Source organism: Streptomyces sp. URMC 129 (genome assembly GCF_051386415.1).
GTDB lineage: Bacteria > Actinomycetota > Actinomycetes > Streptomycetales > Streptomycetaceae > Streptomyces.
The window spans coordinates 1-21,715 of the sequence record NZ_JBPQTQ010000111.1; the positions used below are offsets into that span (position 1 = coordinate 1).

Below are 21,715 nucleotides of genomic sequence, written 5' to 3' on the forward strand. Positions count from 1 at the left end.
CCCCCCGCCCGGAGCCGCCCCGCGAGACCACCGAACCGCCCTCCGCGGTGGTGGACGCGACCTAGGGCCTCTCTTCCGGCATCCCTCCCCCGGACTTCGTCCGGGAGGTGCCCCCAGGCCGCGTTGCCGAATCGCGCGGGTACGTCCCCCAGCCCGGCGGCTGCGAGGTGCCCCCACCGTACGAGCTGCGATCCGGCGCCCTGCGGCAGCGCAGGGGGGCACCTCCCAGGCCCCGAGGAGCCTGGGGAGCCTGACGACACGGCCTGATCCGAGCGACGCCCGGCCCCTTGTGTGCCGATGTGGCGTGGCTGTCGGCCGACTCCCGGAACGCCCTTGCGGGCAGGCCGTGGACCAGGTCACATCAGGGCAAAGGCGCCAGGTCATAGCTGTCGAGCACGGCCGGAAGCGTGCCTCCCCCGGCTTCCGCGACGCCCTTCAGCCCCGGTGGTTTTCCTGACGGCGCTTGAGCTGGTCGGTCGGGGTGCCGCCGAGGAGGTCGCCGAGGCGGTGTTCCCAGGGGCCCCAGCGGGACGCGTGGCGGCGGGCGCGGCGTTCGGCGCGGGCCGTGGCGCGGGGGCGGTGACGGTACAGGCGCGCGGCCCACGGGGAGCCGGGACGGGCCAGGCGGACCGCGCCGACCAGGGCGACGACGGGGATCAGCGCGCCGAGGACCGCCATCCGGAACTTTCCCTTCAGCAGCGCGGCCAGCGCCAGCGCGAAGTTCCCCAGCAGGGTGGTGATCACGCTCGCGCGGTCCTGGCGCTCGTCCGCGCCGACGTCGTTCACTCCCAGGGGGGAGAAGCCGACCAGCATGATGACGAGCAGGGACGCCGTCAGCACCACGGCCTCCACGCTCTTCTGGCCCTGCTCCGACCAGTAGACGTCCTGCAGGTACAGGATCAGCGCGAACTCGTCGAGCACCAGTCCCGCCCCGATCCCGAAGACCACCGCCGTGGCGCCCGCCGTCCAGCCCCGGCCGCCCGACGCCACGCCGCCGAAGCCGCCGACGCACATCAGCACCACGCCGGGCACCGCGTGGTGCACGTGGTGCCCGCCGGAGGAGACGTCGTGGAACGGGCCCCGCCCGGCGCGGATCATCCGCGTCACGAAGCGGGTGGCCAGGAAGGTGACGACGAACGCGGTCAGGGCGAGCAGCAGCGGCAGCTTCCCCGGCTCGACGATGTTGCGGTACCACCAGTGCTCCATGGCCACTCAGCGTCCGGCGCTAGGCTGCGGTCCGATGAACGCCACGCCGCCTCCGCCGCCGTCCGAGCCCCCGCGCGCCACCGGGACGGACGCGCTGCGGTTCGCGTTCGGCGCCCTGACCGTGCTGCCGGTGGGCACCGCGCGCTGGGACCGGGGCGCCGCGCGCGGCGGGATGCTGGCCGCGCCGCTGGCCGGGGCCGCGGTCGGGCTGGCGGGCGCGCTCGTCTCGTGGACGTTCCTCACGGTGAACGACGGGCACCTGATCGCCGCCGTCCTCGCCGTCGCCGTGATGGCCGTGCTCAGCCGCGCCCTGCACCTGGACGGCCTGGCCGACGTCGCGGACGGGCTGGGCAGCGGGCGGCCGGCCGGCGAGGCGCTGGCGGTGATGAAACGGTCCGACATCGGGCCGTTCGGCGTCGTGACGCTGCTGTTCACGCTGCTCGCGCAGACCGCCGCGCTGGCCGAGCTGGCCGGGCACGGCCACGGGCACGCGGTGCTGGGCGCCCTGCTCGCCGGGCTGGTCTCGCGCACCGCCCTGACCTGGGCCTGCCGGGAGGGCGTGCCCGCCGCGCGGCCCGAGGGGCTGGGCGCGGCGGTGGCCGGGGTGGTGCCGGTGCCGGCCGCGTGCGCCGTGGCGGGTGCCGCCGCCGTGGCGGCCGGGGCGGCGGGGACGCTGACCGGGGACCCGGCGTCCGGGGGCGTCGTCGTCGGTGTCTGCGCGGTGCTCCTGGCACTGAGCGCGGCGGAGCTGCTGATCCGTCACTGCCTGCGACGCTTCGGCGGGATCACCGGCGACGTGCTCGGCGCGGTCGCGGAGACGGCTGCCACGGTGACGCTGCTGGTCCTGACCGTGGGCGCCACCTGAGGCGGCGGGCGTAGTCTGCTGCCGGATCGCCACGGCCCCGCACGACCAAGAAGAGACACCGAAGACGAAACGGAACTTGTCACCGTGACTGCATTGACCCTCAGCAACCTGCCCGCGACGACGGTCCCCGCTGACGCCGTGGTGATCGGCATCGCCAAGGGCGAGTCGGGGCCGGTCCTGGCCCCCGGCTCCGAGTCCGCGGCGGCCGTCGACGCGGCGTTCGGCGGCACGCTCGCCGCGACCCTCGCCACGCTCGGCGCCAAGGGCGACGCGGACGAGATCACCCGCGTCCCGGCCCCCGGCGGCTGGGCGGTGCCGCTGCTGGTCGCGGTCGGCCTCGGCCGCCCGGCCGAGGACGGGTACGAGCCGGAGGCGCTGCGCCGGGCGGCCGGTTCCGCCGCGCGGGCGCTGGCCGGCTCCGAGCACGCCAGCTTCGCGCTGCCGGTCGCCGGCACCGAGTCGGTCGCGGCGATCGCGGAGGGCGCGCTGCTGGGCGCCTACGCGTTCACCGCCTTCCGGGGCCGGGCCGAGAGCGCCCCGGGCAGCGCCCCGCTGGCCAGGGTCACCGTGCTGGACGCCGACGCGGGGAACGACGAGCACGCCGCCGCCGCCGAACGGGCGCTGGTGCTGGCCGAGGAGGTGGCCCGCGCCCGCGACCTGATCAACACCCCGCCCAACGCCCTCTCCCCCGCCGACTTCGCGGCCGTCGTGGAGGCGGCGGCCCCCGAGTACGGCGTGACCACCGAGATCCTCGACGAGCAGGCCCTGGTGGACGGCGGCTACGGCGGCATCATCGGCGTCGGCCAGGGCTCCGCGACCCCGCCCCGGCTGGTGCGGCTGGGCTGGACGCACCCCGAGGCGTCGGTGACCCTGGCCCTGGTCGGCAAGGGCATCACCTACGACTCGGGCGGCCTGTCGCTGAAGCCGGTCGGCCACAACGAGACGATGAAGTGCGACATGAGCGGCGCCGCCGCCGTGTTCTCCGCCGTGCTGGCCGCCGCCCGGCTCGGCCTGCGGGTGAACGTCACCGGCTGGCTCGCCCTCGCCGAGAACATGCCCTCGGGCTCGGCCGTCCGCCCCGGCGACGTGCTGACCATGTACAGCGGCAAGACGGTCGAGGTGCTCAACACCGACGCCGAGGGCCGCCTGGTGCTGGCCGACGCGCTGACCCGCGCCTGCGAGGAGTCGCCGGACGCGCTGGTGGACGTGGCGACCCTGACCGGCGCGATGATGGTGGCGCTCGGCAGGCGGACGTTCGGCGTGCTGGGCAACGAGGACGCCTTCCGCGACCTGCTGCACGACACGGCGGGCCAGGCCGGGGAGCCGTCGTGGCCGCTGCCGATGCCCGCCGAACTGGCCGAGGGCCTGAAGTCGTCGGTCGCGGACATCGCGAACGTGGGCGACCGCATGGGCGGCGCGCTGTCCGCGGGCCTGTTCCTCAAGGAGTTCGTGCCGGAGGGCACCCGCTGGGCGCACCTGGACATCGCGGGCCCGGCGTTCAACGAGGGCTCGCCGTTCGGCTACACCCCCAAGGGCGGCACCGGCTCCGCCGTGCGGACGCTGGTGCGGCTCGCCGAGCGCGCGGCGGACGGCGAGCTGGCCGGCTGACGGTGAGCGGATCCGGCCCGGCGTCCCACGGGCGCCGCGCAAGTGCGAAGATGGGTTTCCGGCAGGACAGGGCCAGGCTCAACCACCAAGGCGAGCCACAGCAAGCCGCGACCAGCGGTGAACACTCCACCGCCGACCGGTCAGCGTCGACCCGGCCGGCGAACCCCATCCTTGGAGGAACGTGACGTGGCGAACGACGCCAGCACCGTTTTCGACCTAGTGATTCTCGGTGGCGGCAGCGGTGGTTACGCCGCGGCCCTGCGCGCCTCGCAGCTCGGCCTTGACGTCGCCCTGATCGAGAAGAACAAGCTGGGCGGCACCTGTCTGCACAACGGCTGTATCCCCACCAAGGCCCTCCTGCACGCCGGAGAGGTCGCCGACGCCGCCCGCGAGGCGGCCGAGTTCGGCGTGAAGAGCACCTTCGAGGGCATCGACATGGCGGGGGTGCACAAGTACAAGGACGGCGTGATCTCCGGGCTGTACAAGGGCCTTCAGGGCCTGGTGGCCTCCCGCAAGATCACCTACGTGGAGGGCGAGGGCCGGCTGTCCTCCCCCACGTCCGTCGACGTCAACGGGCAGCGCTACACCGGCCGGCACATCGTTCTCGCCACCGGCTCGGTGCCCAGGTCGCTGCCGGGCCTGACGATCGACGGCGACCGGATCATCTCCTCGGACCACGCGCTGGTCCTCGACCGCGTGCCGAAGTCGGCGATCGTGCTGGGCGGCGGCGTCATCGGCGTGGAGTTCGCCTCCGCGTGGACGTCGTTCGGCACCGAGGTCACGATCGTCGAGGGCCTGAAGCACCTGGTCCCCGCCGAGGACGAGGACACCTCGAAGCTGCTGGAGCGGGCCTTCCGCAGGCGCGGCATCAAGTTCAACCTCGGCACCTTCTTCGAGAAGGCGGAGTACACCGCGGACGGGGTGCGGGTCACCCTCGCGGACGGCAAGACGTTCGAGGCGGAGGTGCTGCTCGTCGCGATCGGCCGCGGCCCGGTCTCCCAGGGCCTGGGGTACGAGGAGGCCGGGGTCGCCATGGACCGCGGCTACGTGCTGGCCGACGAGTTCTGCCGGACCAACGTGCCGACGATATCGGCCGTCGGCGACCTCATCCCGACCCTCCAGCTCGCGCACGTCGGCTTCGCGGAGGGCATCCTCGTGGCCGAGCGGCTGGCGGGCCTGTCGCCCGTGCCGATCGACTACGACGGCGTGCCCCGCGTCACCTACTGCCACCCCGAGGTCGCCTCGGTCGGTGTCAGCGAGGCCAGGGCCAAGGAGCTGTACGGCGCGGACCAGGTGGTCACGCTGAAGTACAACCTCGCCGGAAACGGCAAGAGCAAGATCCTGAAGACGGCGGGCGAGATCAAGCTCGTGCGGATCAGGGACGGCGCCGTGGTCGGTGTGCACATGGTCGGGGACCGGATGGGCGAGCAGGTCGGAGAGGCCCAGCTCATCTACAACTGGGAAGCGCTGCCCTCCGAGGTGGCGCAGCTCATCCACGCTCATCCGACGCAGAACGAGGCGCTCGGCGAGGCCCATCTGGCCCTCGCCGGCAAACCGCTGCACTCCCACGACTGACCGGCCGCGTTATCCCAGAGCGCGACACCATCCGCCACTTTTCGTAAGGAGCAACAGAAACCATGGCGGTTTCCGTAACCCTTCCGGCGCTCGGCGAGAGCGTGACCGAGGGCACCATCACCCGCTGGCTCAAGGCCGAGGGTGAGCACGTGGAGGCCGACGAGCCGTTGCTCGAGGTCTCCACCGACAAGGTCGACACCGAGATCCCCGCCCCGGCGGCGGGTGTGCTGTCGTCCATCAAGGTCGGCGAGGACGAGACCGTCGAGGTCGGCGCGGAGCTGGCCATCATCGACGACGGCTCGGGCGCCCCGGCGGCGGCCTCCGCACCCGCCGCCGAGGCCGCCCCGCCCGCGCCCGCGCAGCCCGCCCCGGCTCCGGCCGCGCCCGCGGCCCAGGCGCCCGAGCCCGCGCCGGCCCCCGCGCCGGAGCCGGCGTCCGCCGCCCCGGCCCAGGCCGGCGGCGCGGAGGGCACCGATGTGGTGCTGCCCGCGCTGGGCGAGAGCGTGACCGAGGGCACCGTCACCCGCTGGCTGAAGGCGGTCGGCGAGGAGGTCGAGGCGGACGAGCCGCTGCTGGAGGTCTCCACCGACAAGGTCGACACCGAGATCCCGGCCCCCGTCGCGGGGACGCTGCTGGAGATCACGGTGGGCGAGGACGAGACCGCCGAGGTCGGCGCGAAGCTCGGCGTCATCGGCGCCCCGGGCGCCGCGCCCGCACCGGCTCCGGCCGCACCGGCTCCGGCGCCCGCGCCGCGGGTCACCGCTCCCGCCGCCCCCGCCACGGACGGCGCCTACGTCACCCCGCTGGTGCGCAAGCTCGCCGGCGAGAACGGTGTGGACCTCGGCACCGTCAAGGGCTCCGGCGTCGGCGGCCGGATCCGCAAGCAGGATGTCCTCGCCGCGGCCGAGGCGGCCAGGGCCGCCGCGGCCCCCGCCCCGGCTCCGGCCGCCGCCGCGCCCGCCAAGGCGCCGGCGCAGCCGTCGCCGCTGCGCGGCCAGACGGTCAAGATGACCCGGATCCGCAAGCTCATCGGCGAGAACATGATGAAGGCGCTGCACAGCCAGGCGCAGCTCTCGTCGGTCGTCGAGGTCGACGTGACCCGGATCATGCGGCTGCGGGCGCGCGCCAAGGACTCGTTCCAGGCGCGCGAGGGCGTCAAGCTCTCCCCGATGCCGTTCTTCGTGAAGGCCGCCGCCGAGGCGCTGAAGACCCACCCGGTCATCAACGCGCGGATCAACGACGACGGCACGGTCACGTACCACGACACGGAGAACGTCGGCATCGCCGTCGACTCCGAGAAGGGCCTGATGGTCCCGGTCATCAAGGGCGCGGGCGACCTGAGCATCGCCGGCATCGCCAAGAAGACCGCGGAGCTGGCGCAGAAGGTCCGCAGCGGCGGGCTGGCGCCGGACGACATGACCGGCGGCACGTTCACGATCAGCAACACCGGCTCGCGCGGCGCGCTGTTCGACACCATCATCGTGAACTACCCGCAGGTCGCGGAGCTGGGCATCGGCGCCACCGTGCGCCGCCCGGTCGTGGTGGACCACCCGGAGCTGGGCGAGACCATCGCCATCCGGGACATGGTCTACCTGACCCTTTCCTATGACCACCAGCTCGTGGACGGCGCGGACGCCGCCCGCTACCTGGCGGACGTGAAGGCCCGACTGGAGGCCGGGGAGTTCGAGGGCGAGCTGGGCCTGTAGCCGTTCCCGCCATTCCCGAGACCGGCCGCGCGCCCCGCCCGGACCCTTCCGGGGGGGGCGTCGGCCTGTCGCCATCATCAGACAGGAGGGTGAGGGTGCGATGAACACGCCCGTCATCCACTCACTGCGCCAGCAGATCCGCGAGCACATCGTGGAGGGGATCGTCAGCGGGCGCTGGCAGCCCGGCGAGCGGATCGTCGAGCGCCGCATCGCGGCGGAGCTGAAAGTGAGCCAGACGCCGGTGCGCGAGGCGCTGCGCGAGCTGGAGGGGCTGCGGCTGATCGAGTCGGTGCCGAACAAGGGCGTCCGGGTCCGGGCACTGACGGCGGCCGACCTGGAGGAGATCTACCCGGTGCGGGCGGGTCTGGAGCAGATCGCCGCCGAGCTGGCGGCCGACCGGCTGGCCAAGGACGTCTCCGCGCTGGAGCCCGAGGTCGCGGCGCTCCAGGAGGCGGACCGGATCGGCGACGCGGAGGGCCAGGTCGGCCACACGGTCGCGTTCCACCGGGAGCTGGTGAAGGCGTCCGGGAACAGCGTGCTGCTGCACACCTGGGAGTCGCTGGGCATCGAGGTCTGGACGGCCCTGTCGATCCGCTGGCTGGGCACCCGGCAGCGGTCGTACGCGGAGGAGCACCAGGAGCTGATCGACGCCTTCACGCGGCGGGACCCGCGGATCGGCGAACTGGTGAAGGCGCACGTGCTGAACTGTGCACCAAGTGCCTGATCTCCAGGGTTATCGCCCGGTATGTCCTGGCACCCGATGCCAACTTTGTCGATTCCCCGATTTTTTGCGTCCCAGGCTTTGATCGATCATCGATCAGGGGCATACAGTCTCAGACGTAAGTGAACCGCGCCGCACAGCCCCTGTCCTGCCCTGCGGCGCGGTTCCCACCCGAGGCCCGGGTCCCGAATGTCGCGCCAACGACGGGACCCGGCCCTCAACGGGTGTGCTCATCGTAGTAATGATGAGGCCATGCGCGCTGCCCGGCTGATCAAGATGGTGCTGCTGTTGCAGACGAGGCGGATGATGACGGCCGCCGAGCTGGCGGCGGAGCTCGACGTCTCGGAACGCACCGTGGCGCGCGACGTCCTCGCCCTCTCCGAGGCCGGGATCCCCGTCTACGCGGACCGCGGCCGGACCGGCGGCTACCGGCTGATCGGCGGCTACCGCACCCGGCTCACCGGCCTGGGCCGCAGCGAGGCCGAGGCCCTGTTCCTGTCCGGAGTCCCGTCCGCGCTGCGCGACATGGGCCTGGCGGACGCCGCCTCGGCCGCCCGGCTCAAGGTCTCCGCCGCGCTGCTGCCGGAGCTGCGGGACGCCCACGTCAGCGCCGCCCAGCGCTTCCACCTCGACGCGCCGGGGTGGTGGCAGCCCCCGGAGACGCCCGAGCTGCTGCCCGCGGTCGCGGAGGCGGTGTGGGACGACCTGGTGCTGCGGGTGCGCTACCGGCGCCGGGACGGTGCGACGGTGGAACGTGAGCTGGAGCCGTACGGGCTGGTCCTGAAGGCGGGCACCTGGTATCTGGCGGCACGGACGGCCGGGGACCACCGGGTGTACCGGGTGGCGCGGTTCGAGACGGCCACGACGGACGGGACGCGCTTCACGCGCGACGAGACGTTCGACCTCCCCGCGTTCTGGACGGACCGCGCGGCGGCGTTTGCCCGCTCGATCCTGCGCACGGAGGTCCGCCTGCGCCTGACCCCGGCGGGCACGCGGCGCCTGCGCCACGTGACGGACCGCGCGGCGGCCGACGAGGCCCTGACGACGGCCGGCCCACCGGACGGGACGGGCCGGGTGACGGTGACGCTGGCGGTGGAGTCGGAGGACGTCGCCCACACCCAGCTGATGTCCCTGGGCCCCGAGGCGGAGGTGCTGTCCCCACCGGCCCTGCGCGAACGCCTGGCGACGGCGGCGGAACGCATGGCGGCGCTGTACCGCTGAGGGTTCGCCCGCCCACCCGCCCCTTTCCCACGGCAGTCCGCTGCCGACCTGATCGTGGCCCCCACCACCCCCGACGCACCGTACGGCACGAAGGCCCGGGCGACGCTTCCCGGCATCCCTGCCCTCCCCCGTCAACCTGGGCGCCGGCCACGGCGAGGAGCCGCTGCTGCCGACCCTGGCCGCACACGCCGGGCGACCCACAGCACACTGGTCGCCCGCAGCACCAGCGACTCCCCCGTGCCGAAGTCCAGCCGCTTACCGCCGTTGGAGACCGCGGCCATGTCCTCGACGGTGAGCACCTGCCCCCCGACCATGACCTGATCGGGTCTTCGGCGCTAATGGTGGACTCTGACCTGGGCTTTTACGGCGCTACCGAAGCGTTGCGGGATCGTGATCTGGGTGGTTCGGTAGGTGAGGCGCGGTCACGGCGGGGTGCACGTGCCCACGCGGGTGGCTGGAGAGACTTTGGGCGGGAGCTGCCGGGAGGCGAGAGAGCGGGGGCCGTACGCTTGCCAGCGGATCGGGCAGCCTTGGCCTGCCCGGTGTTGTGCCCGATGGGCCCCCCGCTCTTCGAGGCTCGCCCCCCGGTGGCTGCCTAAAGTCTCGGAGGCCACCCGCCCCCGCCCGAAGAGCGCTTCGTTTGGTCGAAATCTTCAGCCGTCGTCCCCACGGGAGATGAAGTCAGTCGTACTCTCTTAGCGCTGAGGTCAGTTGAGGACCTTCCTTGGCCCCTTTGCGCAGCAGTATGGCGGCTGCGGTGTGCAGTTCGTTCCATGAGTGTGGGCGGCCAACTGCTGCCGCGTCAGGGATGGTCGCGACGGCGATAGAGACAGCCTGTTCGGGTTCCCCGGCTCCGGCGAGGGCGTGTGCCAGACATGCGCGGAACCATGCCTTGTCGCGTCGGTACTCGTCCGGCAGCGCTTCGATGCCGACCGTGAGGTGATCCACTGCTGCAGGCCAGTCATGCAAGTGCAGTGCTGCCATGCCGCGTTGCATGATGAACCACGTCTCGTCGTAGAAGTACATCCAGACAGGTTCGTCTTCGGGGTGTTCGGCTGCCCTGCTGACGAGATCCTGTGCCTCGTCCAGAAGGCGACGGGCGTCGTCTGCCTCGCCGTTGAGCGCAAGCCCGCGGGCCTTCATCTGCGTTGCCATGCCCTGAACGCCGAGCGATGTGCCGGGCGCCGACCACCGTGCCGCTTCTGACAGTCGAATACACCTTATGGCCCGCCCTTTGGACCAAGCGAGGTGCGCTTTCATGTTGAGTGTCGTCGCGGCCATATTGGCGTCTCCGGCCTCCAGCGCCCATTCGTGGGAACGGTCGTACCAGGCCAGCGCCGTGGCCGCATCGTCCTGATCTTGCGCCATCCATGCGAGGAACTGCGCGTGCTCGGCGGCCAGCCGAACGATGCGGTCGGCCAGGGCGCCACGGGCGCCCGCGTACAGGTTGACGACCGTCCGCAGTTGCTGCCGCATCACATCCAGGAGCGGGCGGGAGCCGATGAAGTCCTCAGCACGCCGATGCTCCGCTAGCAGTCGGTCCAGCCAGTCCAGCGTTGGCGTGTCCACAGGCCGTGAATCGTTCACGACACTCGTCACACGCATCAACAGATCCTCGTCGGGCGCTGCTCCGGGTAGAGCCAGTCCAGGCACCGGGGCGGGGTCCGGCCGTGTCTCGGGGGCGAGTATTTCCGCAGGGATGCGGAGACCGGTCACGATGCGCTGGCGGACCTCCGAGGACGTCACCTTGCGACGACCGCGTTCGATGTCGGACACGTCGGACTGGGCGAGCTGGACCCGTTCCCCCAGCGCGGTCTGACTCAGGCCGGTGAGTCTCCGGTAGATACGGAAGAACATCCCCCAGTCCTCGCTGATGACTGCGGTCACGAGCTGCGGGTGAGTCCACAGATCCCCGATCAGGTCTCCCATGCTTCAAATATAGGGCGGTCCTATAGGGGCACCGGATGGGAACCAGGATCACATTGCGCGAAGGTCTAGCGGCGTAGAGACCCCCGCGACCGCGCGAACGGCCCGGGGGTGTGGCCAACGCTGCGAGGAGCGTCGACGTGGATCAGATTAACGGCAAGGTGCCCGCATTCGGGGAATCATCCGAATGGGTGCCCTCGTCGGAGGAGGGTACGCAGGCGGTGCTGTGCGGGAAGTGGTTCGATGCGGTGCGCGTGCCACAGCGGAACGCGCCGTTCGTGCTGGCCCGGCTCAACCGGGCCTCTGGGCCGGTCATTCAGGGGCCGGTGAACTGGTTCTGGCTGATCGCGCCAGGTGCGGGCGACGACTGGCATCTGCCGGGTATGGCCGTGCTGGGCTTCGGCCAACACATCGCTGTCCCGCCTGCGAGTGGGACGATTCTGCCGCTGCCGCGATGGCTGCTGCCTCCGGTGGGGGACTGCCTGACCGATCCCGTGCCGCTGCGCGCCGCCCTGGCGGCGATCGGCACGCCGGGAGCCGCGTGTGCCTGATGTGCAGCTGTCCGGCAGTCCTGGCTACCGGGCATGCCCGCATTTAGGGCAGCTTGTGGACGTGTCGGATGGGCAGCAGTGCGCGGACTGCGGCGCGCTCATCTACGGAGTGGCTGCTGTCGAGGCGGCGCGTTCCGCCGCCGCTGACGTAGAGACCGTCCAGTCCGGTTCTTCGACTCCCGCACGGATCAGAGGTACTTGACGGCCCCTTCTGGCCGTGTGGGCTGGTGGTGTTCCCGACCGGACAAGCCCCGAGCGGTGGCAGACGTGTCACGGCCTGAGCGGACGCGCTTGGGTGCTCCCGCCCCGGTCCGCCCCTTGACTGGGGTGCCGCGTCGCAATGACGCGGTGAGGACATCATCATGGCTCCGTCCATCCGGAATTCATTCCTCTCGCCGGATGGGCGGGGCCTCTTTGCGTGTGTGTCCGGGCGGGGTTGAGCGGGGGCGTGTCGGCCGGGGAGCGGGGGCGCCACACAGTGGCGGCATCGACCTCAAGGGTCACCAGAACCGGCACGGCAACTGGCCCGCGCCTGCCGGGTGGAGGACCGTACGGTTGACAGGTGGCTCTACGAGGGGCGGGTCCCGCGCCCCGAGACCCGAGTCGCTGTGGCCGAGCGGCTAGGAGTGGAGGTATCCGTGTTGTGGCCCGCCGCCGCGAAAGCGGTGATGAAGACAGGGCCTGACCGAGAGGTGGTCTCGGTCTATCCCTACCGTTCCGCCTGCTCCTCGTCAGTCTGGCGCGGGCTGATCACGAACGCCAGGAAGGAGCTGACGTTCGCCGGGTACACCAACTACTTCCTCTGGCTCGACCACTCGAACCTCGCGACGATCCTGAAGAAGAAGGCAAAGAGCGGGACCACCGTCCGTTTCCTGCTCGGTGACCCCGACTCCGACATCACAAGACGGCGAGAGGCGGTGGAGCAAACGGCCCTGACCGTCTCCACCCGCATCCGCATGACCCTGGAACACCTGGACCGTCTGGCCGGGGTCGACGGCCTGGAAGCCCGCTACAGCGATGCCGAGCAGCACGTCTCCCTGTCCGTCTTCCGCTTCGACGAACAGATGCTCGTCACCCCGCACTTGGCGAACCTCGCGGGCCACGACTCACCCATGCTCCACCTGCGACGCCTCCAGGACGACGGCCTGTTCGACCGCTTCGCCTCGCACGTCGAATCCCTCTGGTCGGACGGACGCCTCGTACACGGCGGTTCGACCTCCGAGTAACGAGAACGGCCACCACGTCATGCGGGTGCTCTGAAGCTTCCGGACAGGACAAAGAGCATGGGCGCCGCCCGCAGGCAAGCCGCAGGGCGGGCGGGTGGGCGGGGAGGCTCAGCGGTAGTCGGCTGCGTTCGTGGTGGGGTCTTTCGCCTTGGCGGCCAGGTAGCTCCAGGCGTCCGGGCGGGAGCCGTCGGTGTCGGTGAAGCCGTAGACCTTCGCCAGGCCGCCGCTCGACAGGGACCGGCCGTTCCAGCGGGCCACCTCGGGGTCGGTGGCCAGGGCCGCCGCCGCGCGGCCCACGTAGGCGGGGGACTCGGAGATCGCGAACGCCGGGTCCTGGGCGATCCCGTCCCGCCAGGTCTCCTCGGTCACCTTGAAGTACGTGTCGAGCATCGCCTCCGACCGCAGCCACCCGGGGGTGAGCGCGACCGCCGTGCAGCCCAGGTCCCGCAGTTCCTCGCCCAGCGCGTACGCCATCCGGATCGGCGCCGTCTTCGCGAGGTCGTAGTAGAACTGCTCGCGGTACGTCCGGTTCGACTCGGCCGTCCCGTCCGTCACCTCGATCACCAGGCCGCCCGGCCGGCGCACCAGCAGCGGCAGGGCGAAGTGGCTGGTCACGATGTGGGTCTCGACGCCGAGCCGCAGCATCCGCAGCCCCTTGTCCAGGCCGTACTCCCACATCTTCCCGCCGAACGGGAACTCCAGCAGATGGTCGCCGCCCCACACGTCGTTGATCAGGATGTCCAGCCGCCCGTGGTCGTGGTCGATCCGTTCCGTCAGCGCCCTGACCTGCGCCGGCTCCAGGTGGTCGGTCGGCACCGCGATGCCCTCGCCGCCCGCCGCCGTGACCAGGTCGGCCGTCTCCTCGATCGTCTCGGTGCTCCGGCCCACCTCGCTCACCGCCGTCCGCGTCGTGCGGCCCGTCACGTAGACCGTCGCCCCGGCCTCCCCCAGGGCCACCGCCATCGCCCGTCCCGCGCCCCGCGTCGCGCCCGCGACCAGGGCGATCCTGCCCCTCAGCTCTTCTCCTGTGCTCATGGGCCGACCCTCCCACCCATACCCGACAACCCCTGTCCGGCTTTCCGGGGTGTCTTCCGCGTGCGGGCGGGCCGCGCAGCGCCGATGCTGTTGCCGTGATGGACGAGACGGAGTTCTGGGAGATCGTCGACGGCACCCGGGAGGCCGCGGGCGGCGATCCGGACGCGCACGCCGACCTCATGGTCGAACGGCTCACCGCGCTCGACCCCGTGGCCGTCACCGATTTCGCCCGCCACTTCGAGGCGCGGTTCAACCGCGCCTACCGGTGGGACGTGTGGGCCGCCGCCCGGGTGCTGCTCGACAGCGCCGGCGAGGACGTCTTCGAGAACTTCCGGTGCTGGCTGATCAGCCAGGGCCGCCCCGTCCTCGAAGGCACCCTGCACGAGCCGGACGCCCTGGCGGACCTGCTGCCGCCGGACTTCGACCCGGCGACGGGCGGCGAGGCGGAGGAGATCGGCTACGCCGCGTACGACGCGTACGAGCAGCTCACCGGCACCGAACTGCCCGCGCTCGGGCTGCCCGAGCCACCGGCGGAACCGGCGGGCGAGCCCGTCGACCTGGACGACCCGGCCGCCCTGGCCGCGCTCTGCCCGCGCCTGTGGGCGCGGTTCCGGCTGCCGGGGACCCCGGCGGACCGCGCGGTGTCCTGATCCCCGAAAATGGCTCCATGGAGCCACGTCCGCCGGAGCCCCGCCCGCACCGCGTCGCCGTCACCGGAACCAACGGTCTCATCGGCGGCGCCCTGGCCGCCGCCCTGCGCGCGGAGGGCCGCGACGTCGTGCGGCTGGTGCGCCGGCCGCCGGCCGCCCCGGACGAGGCCCGCTGGGACCCCACCGGCAAGGACCCGGAGCTGACCGCGACGGCCGTCCGCGGCTGCGACGCGGTGGTGCACATGGCGGGCGCGGGCGTCGCCGACCACCGCTGGACCGAGCGCTACAAACGGGAGCTGCGCGACAGCCGTGTGCTGGGCACCGCCGCCCTCGCCACCGCCATCGCCGCGCAGCACGAGCCGCCGCGGGTCTTCCTGTCGGGCAGCGCGATCGGCTTCTACGGCGACACCGGCGACCGGGCCGTGGACGAGGACGCCCCGCCCGGCGAGGGCTTTCTCGCGGAGCTGGCGCGCGAGTGGGAGGAGGCGGCCGGTCCCGCCGTACGGGCCGGGGTGCGGACCGCGTTCATCCGCACCGGGCTGGTCGTGGCCCGCTCCGGCGGCGCCTGGGGACGGCTCTTCCCCGTCTTCCGGGCCGGGATCGGCGGCCGGCTGGGGAACGGCCGGCAGTTCTGGAGCGCGATCTCGCTCCACGACCACCTCGCTGCCCTCCGGTTCCTCATGGACGCGAGCGACCTGTCCGGCCCGGTCAACTTCACCGGCCCGCGGCCCGCGACCAACCGTGAGGTGACCCGGGTCATGGCCCGCGCGCTGCGCCGGCCCGCGGTCCTCCCCGTTCCGGCGCCGGTGCTGCGGCTGGTGCTCGGGGAGTTCGCCCAGGACGTGCTGAGCAGTCAGCGCGTGCTGCCGGCGCGGCTGCTGGCGGCGGGTTTCACGTTCGCCCACCCCACCGTCGAGGACGCGGTGCGGGCGGCACTGGCCGACGACACCCGAACCGACGACCGAACCGACGCCTGACCGCCGAACCCGTTCCCGGCGCACCGAAGTGCGACCCGCGTGCGCCCATGCCCGGGTCTGTGCGCTCTGCCGCATTTCACCCCGCGTGAGAAGGTCGGCTCCGGTCGGGAATTGTCCCCGCGCAAACGGGCATCAGCACTCAAGGCCACACCCTGGCCAACGATCCCGCCGCTCCGATGCACCGACCCCTCACCGGGAGGCCACGTGCTCAGCAGCCGGACGCGCCACGCGTCCTCTGATCAGGAATCCGACATCGTCATCATCGGGGGCGGACCGGCCGGGCTTGCCGCCGCCCTGCACCTGAGCACCGCCGGGCTCACCGTGACCGTCCTGGAGGCCGACGACCGGATCGGCGGCCGGATGGCCACCGAGCACCGGGACGGCTTCCGCCTCGACCGCGCCGCCCAGCTCCCGCTCCCCGACTCCCCCGACCTGCGGCGGCTGCCGCGCCCGCTGGCCGTGCGGCGCCTGACCGGCGGCGTGCTGCTGCACGGCGCGGGCCACACCCAGCGGATCGGCCAGGACACCGGCCACCGGCACGAGGCCCGGTCCACCGCCGCGGGGCGCACCGCCCCGCGTCCGTCCGCCCTGTCCGCCGACCAGAGCTGGCTGCGGGCCAGCCTGACCGGGCTGGGCCGCTGTCCCGACGCGCGGCTGCGCGCGCGCCCCGAGCTGACCGCGGCCGAGGCGCTGGCCGCCCGGGCCGTCCCGCCCCGGATAGCCGAGGGCGCGCTGCGCCCGCTGCTGTCCGCGCTCCTCCACGACGCCGAGCTGGCCACCTCCAGCCACGTCGGTGACCTGGCGCTGCGCGCGTTCGCCCGGCGCGGGCTGAGCCTGCCCGCCGGGGGTGCCGCCGCGCTGCCCGAACTGCTCGCGGCCGGTCTGCCGCCCGGCTCGGTCCACACCGGCGTACGGGCCGTGTCCGTCGCCACGACGGCCGTGGAGACGCGGGACCACGGCACGTTCCACTGCCGGGCGGTGGTCGTGGCCACCGGTGCCGAGGCCGCCGCGCGGCTGCTGCCGGGGCTGCGCGTGCCGGGATTCCACCCGGTCACGGTGATGCACCACGCCGCCGACGGCACGCTGCCGCCGGGCGCCACGCTGATCGTGGACGCGGCCGGGCGCGGACCGGTCTCGCACACCTGCGCGGTCTCGGCGGCCGATCCGTCGCGGGCTCCGGCCGGGCGGACGCTGGTGACCTCGGTGGTGCTCGGCGTGCGGGCCGGTGAGCCGGCCGAGCTGCTGGACAAGGCGGCCCGGCCCCAGTTGAGCGAGATGTACGACACGGCGGCCGACGACTGGGAGCTGCTGGCCTCCCACCACGACCCGCGCGCGGTGCCCGTCGCGCCGCCCCCGTACGCCGGGGTCCGCCCGGTCCGGCTGCTGGACGGTCTCTACATCTGCGGCGATCACCGGGACACGCCGGGGCTCGCCGGGGACCTCGCCTCGGCCCGGCGCGCGGCGGCGGCCCTGCTGGCCGACGCCCGGATACGGCCCACGGCGACCGCACCGGACACGGCCGCGGCGGACACGACCGCGCCGGAACCGGTCGCGGCGGAGCCGACGACCGTGGCGGTCGTCCCGTAGCGCGTCGTCCGGCGGGGAAGGTCGTCGTCACGCGAGCGCGGCGACCTTCTCCCGGTACGTCCGGACGGCCGCCGCGTCGCGGAACGGCTCCAGGCGCCGTTCGAAGTCCTGGAGGTACTCGTGGGCGCGCACCGAGCGCATCTCGGTGGCCTGCTGCGCCGCCTCCGCGGCCAGCGTGCACGCCTGGTCCACGTCACCGAGGCCGAGCCGGGCGCAGGCCAGCACCACCCGGCAGAACAGCCTGCTGCGGGCGTACGCCGGGCCGCGGAGCTGGAGCGAGCGCTCCGCGTGCCGGGCCGCCGCGCGGTACTGCTGGAGGTCGCGGTGGCAGTGCCCGAACTCGTCCGCCAGCTGCGCCTCGTCGAAGAACCGGGCCCAGGCCGGCGCGTCGTCGCCGGGCCGCGCGGACTCCAGGGCGCGCTCCGCCCTGGCGAGCGCCGCGGTGCAGGAGCGGACCTCCCCGAGCAGCCCGTGGCCGCGCGCCTCGACGGCGTGCAGCAGGGCCTGCACGACGGGCGCGACCGAGCTGGCCATGCCCTGCTGGGCGACGCGCGCGAGCTGCACGGCCTCCCTGCCGTGGCCCAGGTAGACCGCCTGCCTGCTCATCGACACCAGCACGTAGCTGCCGTAGCTGCGGTCCCCGGCCGCCTGGGCCAGCCGCAGGGCCTGCACGAAATACCGCTGGGCCAGGCCGTGCGCGGCGATGTCGTACGCCGTCCACCCGGCGAGCCGGGTGAGGTCGGCGGCGGCGGAGAACAGGCGCCGGCCGGTCTGCTCGCCGTAGCTGCCGCGCAGCATCGGCTCCAGCTCGTGCTCCAGATACCGGACCAGGGCCTGGCGGGCGTGGCCGCCGCCGTACGCCTGGTCCAGGGTGCGGAAGAGGTCGGCGACCGAGCGGAGGGCCGCGATGTCACTGGCGGTGACGCGCTGCCCCGGGCCGCGTTCGACCCGGTCGAGCTGGCCGGCCCGGCCCGGGACCGCGGGCGGTCCCGGGCGCGGGGCGCCGGGCGGACCGGGCGGGCGGCCCAGGCCGCGCGCCTGCTCCGGGACGCGGACGGTGGGGCGCTGCGGGTGCGGCGGCGGGGCGTGGTGCGTCCCCGGGGGGCCGACCGGGTGGTGCCCCTGCGGGCCGTCCCCGCCCGCCGGGCCGCCCTCGGCGGGGTCGCCGCGCGCCACGCGCTCGTCGGGGCGGCCGATGAGCCAGTCCCGGCTGGGCACGACGAGCCCGGCCGGGGTGAACGCGATCTTCCGCAGCTCCGCGTAGCTCCCGGAGTCCTTGCGCCACAGCCCGGCCACGATGTCCACCGCCTCCGCCGGGCTGGCGGCGAACTCCAGCCCGGCGTAGACCGGGGCGCACGCCTCCAGGCCGAGGTCCTGCGCGGAGAGCCGGCGGCCGAGGCGCCGGGTGAACACTTCCGCGATGAGCGCGGGCGTGGTGCCGCGCGGGCGCTGACCGCGCAGCCAGCGGGTGACCGACGTCTTGTCGTACCGGAGATCGAGGCCGTGTTCGAGGCCGAGCTGGTCGACGCGTCTGGCCAGCCCGGCGTGGGAGAAGCCGGCCTCGGCGATGAGCGCCGCGAGCTGGCGGTTCGGCGTGCGCGGTGGGGTGGATTGCGTGGCGGAGGCCGGGCCTCCGGGTCGTTCCGTGGACATCGGCGATGCGGTCTCCTGCCTTACGGCTGTGCGGCTGGAACGGCGCGAATGTAACGGTCCTGCCCGGTTTCATCGGCTCCTGGACGGAGGATTCATCCATATGTGTGAGCCCGGGGGCGCCGGAGGATTGGCGGCCCGGAGGCTTAGAGTGGGGTCGACACTCGAACAGAGCGTTTGTGCGAAACGAAGGAGCAGTCGCGTGAGCGAGCTGCGGTTTGTCCATCTGGGGTTCGGGGCCGAGGCCGTGGAGTACCACGCGGCGTGGCAGGAGCAGCGGCGGGTGCACACCGCCCGGTTCGCGGACGAGATTCCGGACACGTGTCTGCTGCTGGAGCACCAGCCCGTGTACACGGCCGGACGCAGGACCGAGGACAGCGAACGGCCCCTGGACGGCACCCCGGTCATCGACGTCGACCGGGGCGGGAAGATCACCTGGCACGGCCCGGGCCAGCTCGTCGGTTATCCGATCGTCAAACTGCCCCGCCCGGTCGACGTGGTGGCGCACGTGCGGCGGCTGGAGGAGGCGATCATCCGGGTCTGTGCCGAGTTCGGGCTGGAGACGACCCGGGTCGAGGGCCGCAGCGGGGTGTGGGTGCTGGGCGAGAGCGTCGACGACGGCCGCGAGCGGGCGGCGGGCGCGCTGGGCGGCCTGTCGCTGGACTTCGACCCCAGGCTGCACGACGAGGAGTTCGACCCTCGCTTCAGCGGCCCCGAGTACGCCCCGTCGAACGCCGGGCAGCGCGGCGAGGACCGCAAGCTGTGCGCGATCGGCATCCGGGTGGCGAAGGGCGTGACGATGCACGGGTTCTCGCTCAACTGCGACCCGGACAACACCTGGTTCGACCGGATCATCCCGTGCGGGATCCGGGACGCGGGCGTCACGTCGCTGTCGCAGGAGCTGGGCCGGACGGTCCCGGTCGCGGAGGTGCTGCCGATGGTGGAGAAGCATCTGGGCGCGGTGCTCGGAGCCGCCGTGCCGCTGCCGCGCGCGGTGTGAAGCCCGTCCCGGCTCCCGAGGTCTTCAACAAACACAGGCGTACGCTGGTGTTCGCCGAGGATTCGTAAGTGGTAGTGGTAGGTAGGGAGCCGGACGTGTCCGCTGTCGCGCCTGACGGTCGCAAGATGCTTCGCCTGGAGGTCCGGAACAGCCAGACCCCGATCGAACGCAAGCCCGAGTGGATCAAGACGCGGGCGAGGATGGGCCCGGAGTACCAGGCGCTGCAGGGTCTGGTGAAGCGGGAGGGCCTGCACACCGTCTGCCAGGAGGCCGGCTGCCCCAACATCTTCGAGTGCTGGGAGGACCGGGAGGCCACGTTCCTCATCGGCGGCGAGCAGTGCACCCGGCGGTGCGACTTCTGCCAGATCGACACGGGCAAGCCGGCCGCGTTCGACCGCGACGAGCCGCGCCGGGTCGCGGAGTCGGTCCGGCAGATGGAGCTGCGGTACGCGACGGTGACGGGTGTCGCGCGCGACGACCTGCCGGACGGCGGCGCCTGGCTGTACGCGGAGACCGTCCGCCAGATCCACGGCCTGATGCCGGACACCGGGGTGGAGCTGCTGATCCCCGACTTCAACGCGGTGCCCGGACAGCTCGCGGAGGTCTTCTCGGCCCGGCCCGAGGTGCTGGCGCACAACGTGGAGACGGTGCCCCGGATCTTCAAGCGGATCCGTCCGGCGTTCCGGTACGAGCGGTCGCTGCGGGTGCTGACGCTGGCCCGCGAGGAGGGCCTGGTCACCAAGTCGAACCTGATCCTCGGCCTGGGCGAGACCCGCGAGGAGGTCAGCGCGGCGCTGCGCGACCTGCACGCGGCCGGGTGCGAGCTGATCACCATCACGCAGTACCTGCGGCCGACGCCCCGGCACCACCCGGTGGAGCGGTGGGTGAAGCCGGAGGAGTTCGTGGAGCTGCGGGAGGAGGCCGAGGAGATCGGCTTCGCGGGCGTGCTGTCCGGGCCGCTGGTCCGTTCGTCGTACCGGGCGGGCCGGCTGTACCAGCAGGCGATCGAGCGGCGGGCGGCGCCGGCGGCGTGACGTCGTTTTCCTCCGGTCGTGACCCCGAGGTCATCGGCTGGTAATGCCGTCCGATAACGATAGAAGCACGGTGTCCGGCGGCGTCCGATCCGTTCGGCCTGTTCGATCCGTTCGGCCCGTCCGATCTGTCTGACCTGTTCGGCCCGTTCGACCCGCCCGGGAGGGGACTGACCATGCACTTCGTCGGTCCGGCACGTCCGACCGTGACCGGCGCCCTGCGGACCCTCGACGAGGTGCTGCTGCGCCGGGGCCGCCACCGGGCCGTGCGGAACGCCTGGGCGGCGGTCCAGGAGGACCGGGCACGCGCGGAGGTCCGCGCCGAGGCGGAGCGGGCGCTGCGGGCGGTGGCCCGGCGCGAGGAGCGGCCCGCCCTCCCGCCTCCGGCCGGTGCGTGGCGGGGATCCGTCGCCCCGTAGACTTGCCGCATGGCGAGGAAGGAAAAGGAACAGGATTCCGAAAACCCGGGGCGGCTGAAGCAGATCGCTCTGACCTACAAGATGACCAGGCGGGCCGACCGCTGGATCGGGTGGGTCATCTCGGCAGTCGGGCTGGGCACCTTCGGTGTTGTCCTCGCCATCGGTTTCCTGCTCGGTCACCCCGTTTACCTGGGCATTCTCGGCGCCCTGGTCGGCCTGCTGGCGACGGCGATCGTCTTCGGGCGGCGTGCGGAGCGCGCGGCGTTCAGCCAGATGGAGGGCCAGCCGGGCGCGGCAGCGGCGGTGCTGGAGAACATGCGCCGGGGCGTGGCGTTCACCCCGGCCGTGGCGATCAACCGCAACCAGGACGTGGTGCACCGCGCGGTCGGCAAGTACGGCGTGGTGCTGATCGGCGAGGGCAACCCGAACCGGCTGAAGACGCTGATGGCCGCCGAGAAGCGGCGGATGAACCGGGTGGTCTCGGACGTCCCGGTGCACGACATGATCGTGGGCAAGGGCGAGGGCCAGGTGGAGCTCCAGAAGCTCCGCCAGAAGATCCTGAAGCTGCCCCGCGTCCTCCCGGGCGCGCGGGTGACGGAGGTCAACGACCGCCTGCGGGCGATGGGCGACCTGATGAACAACCTGCCGCTGCCGAAGGGGCCGATGCCGAAGGGCATGCGGATGCCGAAGGGCAACGTCCAGCGCCGGGGCCGCTGACCCCCGGGCCCCGCCTTCCCGCTGGTTCTTTCTGGTTCTTCCCC

At 72.9% G+C, this 21,715-nt stretch carries 20 protein-coding genes; 15 read left to right on the forward strand and 5 right to left on the reverse strand.

The genetic code is table 11. The features are described from left to right. Positions 1-435 precede the first annotated feature (435 nt). Positions 436-1,206, reverse strand: a complete 771-nt coding sequence (locus ACSNOC_RS21085) for a hypothetical protein (RefSeq protein ID WP_436749086.1) — start codon at positions 1,204-1,206, stop codon at positions 436-438. Positions 1,207-1,240: 34 nt separating this feature from the next. Here ACSNOC_RS21085 and ACSNOC_RS21090 point away from each other — a divergent pair, with 34 nt between their 5' ends. The 6 genes from ACSNOC_RS21090 (at position 1,241) to ACSNOC_RS21115 (ending at position 8,902) form a co-directional block, all read left to right on the forward strand. Continuing rightward, a complete protein-coding gene (locus ACSNOC_RS21090) occupies positions 1,241-2,071 on the forward strand; it encodes an adenosylcobinamide-GDP ribazoletransferase (RefSeq protein WP_436749087.1) in 831 nt (276 codons plus the stop codon). An 84-nt stretch (positions 2,072-2,155) separates the two neighbouring features. Then, positions 2,156-3,679 carry a leucyl aminopeptidase gene (locus ACSNOC_RS21095; protein ID WP_436749088.1) on the forward strand — a complete coding sequence of 508 codons (1,524 nt, stop codon included), beginning with the start codon at positions 2,156-2,158 and terminating at the stop codon, positions 3,677-3,679. 186 nt (positions 3,680-3,865) lie between these two features. After that, complete coding sequence (lpdA, locus tag ACSNOC_RS21100) at positions 3,866-5,254, forward strand: dihydrolipoyl dehydrogenase (RefSeq protein WP_436749089.1); 1,389 nt, start codon at positions 3,866-3,868, stop codon at positions 5,252-5,254. 62 nt (positions 5,255-5,316) lie between these two features. After that, positions 5,317-6,960, forward strand: coding sequence for a 2-oxoglutarate dehydrogenase, E2 component, dihydrolipoamide succinyltransferase (gene sucB / locus ACSNOC_RS21105; RefSeq protein WP_436749090.1), 1,644 nt, complete (start codon positions 5,317-5,319; stop codon positions 6,958-6,960). Between the two features lie 100 nt (positions 6,961-7,060). Then, entirely contained in the window at positions 7,061-7,684 is a 624-nt protein-coding gene (locus tag ACSNOC_RS21110; protein WP_436749091.1) for a GntR family transcriptional regulator, read from the forward strand. A gap of 249 nt (positions 7,685-7,933) precedes the next feature. Further along, the gene (locus tag ACSNOC_RS21115) at positions 7,934-8,902 is read left to right on the forward strand and encodes a helix-turn-helix transcriptional regulator (RefSeq protein ID WP_436749092.1); all 969 of its coding nucleotides are present in this window, start codon (positions 7,934-7,936) and stop codon (positions 8,900-8,902) included. 131 nt (positions 8,903-9,033) lie between these two features. On the opposite strand, the gene ACSNOC_RS21120 is transcribed toward ACSNOC_RS21115, so the two are convergent. Together ACSNOC_RS21120 and ACSNOC_RS21125 are read right to left on the reverse strand one after the other, a co-directional pair. After that, entirely contained in the window at positions 9,034-9,216 is a 183-nt protein-coding gene (locus ACSNOC_RS21120; RefSeq protein WP_436749093.1) for a hypothetical protein, read from the reverse strand. A gap of 367 nt (positions 9,217-9,583) precedes the next feature. Then, positions 9,584-10,831: a helix-turn-helix domain-containing protein gene (locus ACSNOC_RS21125; protein ID WP_436749094.1), complete on the reverse strand. Its 1,248-nt coding sequence runs from the start codon at positions 10,829-10,831 to the stop codon at positions 9,584-9,586. Between the two features lie 137 nt (positions 10,832-10,968). Here ACSNOC_RS21125 and ACSNOC_RS21130 point away from each other — a divergent pair, with 137 nt between their 5' ends. Continuing rightward, the gene (locus tag ACSNOC_RS21130; protein WP_436749095.1) at positions 10,969-11,379 is read left to right on the forward strand and encodes a hypothetical protein; all 411 of its coding nucleotides are present in this window, start codon (positions 10,969-10,971) and stop codon (positions 11,377-11,379) included. Positions 11,380-12,047: 668 nt separating this feature from the next. Continuing rightward, positions 12,048-12,605: a hypothetical protein gene (locus tag ACSNOC_RS21135; protein WP_436749096.1), complete on the forward strand. Its 558-nt coding sequence runs from the start codon at positions 12,048-12,050 to the stop codon at positions 12,603-12,605. Positions 12,606-12,713: 108 nt separating this feature from the next. Here ACSNOC_RS21135 and ACSNOC_RS21140 read toward each other — a convergent pair whose 3' ends face one another. Then, the gene (locus ACSNOC_RS21140) at positions 12,714-13,640 is read right to left on the reverse strand and encodes an SDR family oxidoreductase (protein ID WP_436749097.1); all 927 of its coding nucleotides are present in this window, start codon (positions 13,638-13,640) and stop codon (positions 12,714-12,716) included. Between the two features lie 98 nt (positions 13,641-13,738). On the opposite strand from ACSNOC_RS21140, the gene ACSNOC_RS21145 reads away from it, so the two are divergent. The 3 genes from ACSNOC_RS21145 to ACSNOC_RS21155 all read left to right on the forward strand — a co-directional run bounded on the left by ACSNOC_RS21145 (position 13,739) and on the right by ACSNOC_RS21155 (position 16,854). After that, positions 13,739-14,290 (forward strand): DUF4240 domain-containing protein, encoded by a 552-nt coding sequence (locus ACSNOC_RS21145; RefSeq protein WP_436749105.1) that lies wholly within the window; start codon positions 13,739-13,741, stop codon positions 14,288-14,290. A gap of 17 nt (positions 14,291-14,307) precedes the next feature. Beyond that, positions 14,308-15,267, forward strand: a complete 960-nt coding sequence (locus ACSNOC_RS21150) for a TIGR01777 family oxidoreductase (protein WP_436749098.1) — start codon at positions 14,308-14,310, stop codon at positions 15,265-15,267. 204 nt (positions 15,268-15,471) lie between these two features. Beyond that, complete coding sequence (locus ACSNOC_RS21155) at positions 15,472-16,854, forward strand: FAD-dependent oxidoreductase (protein ID WP_436749099.1); 1,383 nt, start codon at positions 15,472-15,474, stop codon at positions 16,852-16,854. A 27-nt stretch (positions 16,855-16,881) separates the two neighbouring features. Here the strand turns inward: ACSNOC_RS21155 and ACSNOC_RS21160 are convergent, their stop codons facing one another. Beyond that, positions 16,882-18,507, reverse strand: a complete 1,626-nt coding sequence (locus ACSNOC_RS21160; RefSeq protein ID WP_436749100.1) for a regulator — start codon at positions 18,505-18,507, stop codon at positions 16,882-16,884. Positions 18,508-18,706: 199 nt separating this feature from the next. Here ACSNOC_RS21160 and lipB point away from each other — a divergent pair, with 199 nt between their 5' ends. From lipB to ACSNOC_RS21180, 4 genes are all read left to right on the forward strand, one after another. Next, complete coding sequence (gene lipB / locus ACSNOC_RS21165; RefSeq protein WP_436749101.1) at positions 18,707-19,504, forward strand: lipoyl(octanoyl) transferase LipB; 798 nt, start codon at positions 18,707-18,709, stop codon at positions 19,502-19,504. Positions 19,505-19,599: 95 nt separating this feature from the next. Beyond that, positions 19,600-20,538 carry a lipoyl synthase gene (gene lipA / locus ACSNOC_RS21170; protein ID WP_436749102.1) on the forward strand — a complete coding sequence of 313 codons (939 nt, stop codon included), beginning with the start codon at positions 19,600-19,602 and terminating at the stop codon, positions 20,536-20,538. A gap of 173 nt (positions 20,539-20,711) precedes the next feature. Further along, complete coding sequence (locus ACSNOC_RS21175; protein ID WP_436749103.1) at positions 20,712-20,954, forward strand: hypothetical protein; 243 nt, start codon at positions 20,712-20,714, stop codon at positions 20,952-20,954. 9 nt (positions 20,955-20,963) lie between these two features. Further along, positions 20,964-21,671, forward strand: a complete 708-nt coding sequence (locus ACSNOC_RS21180) for a DUF4191 domain-containing protein (protein ID WP_436749104.1) — start codon at positions 20,964-20,966, stop codon at positions 21,669-21,671. Positions 21,672-21,715 lie beyond the last annotated feature (44 nt).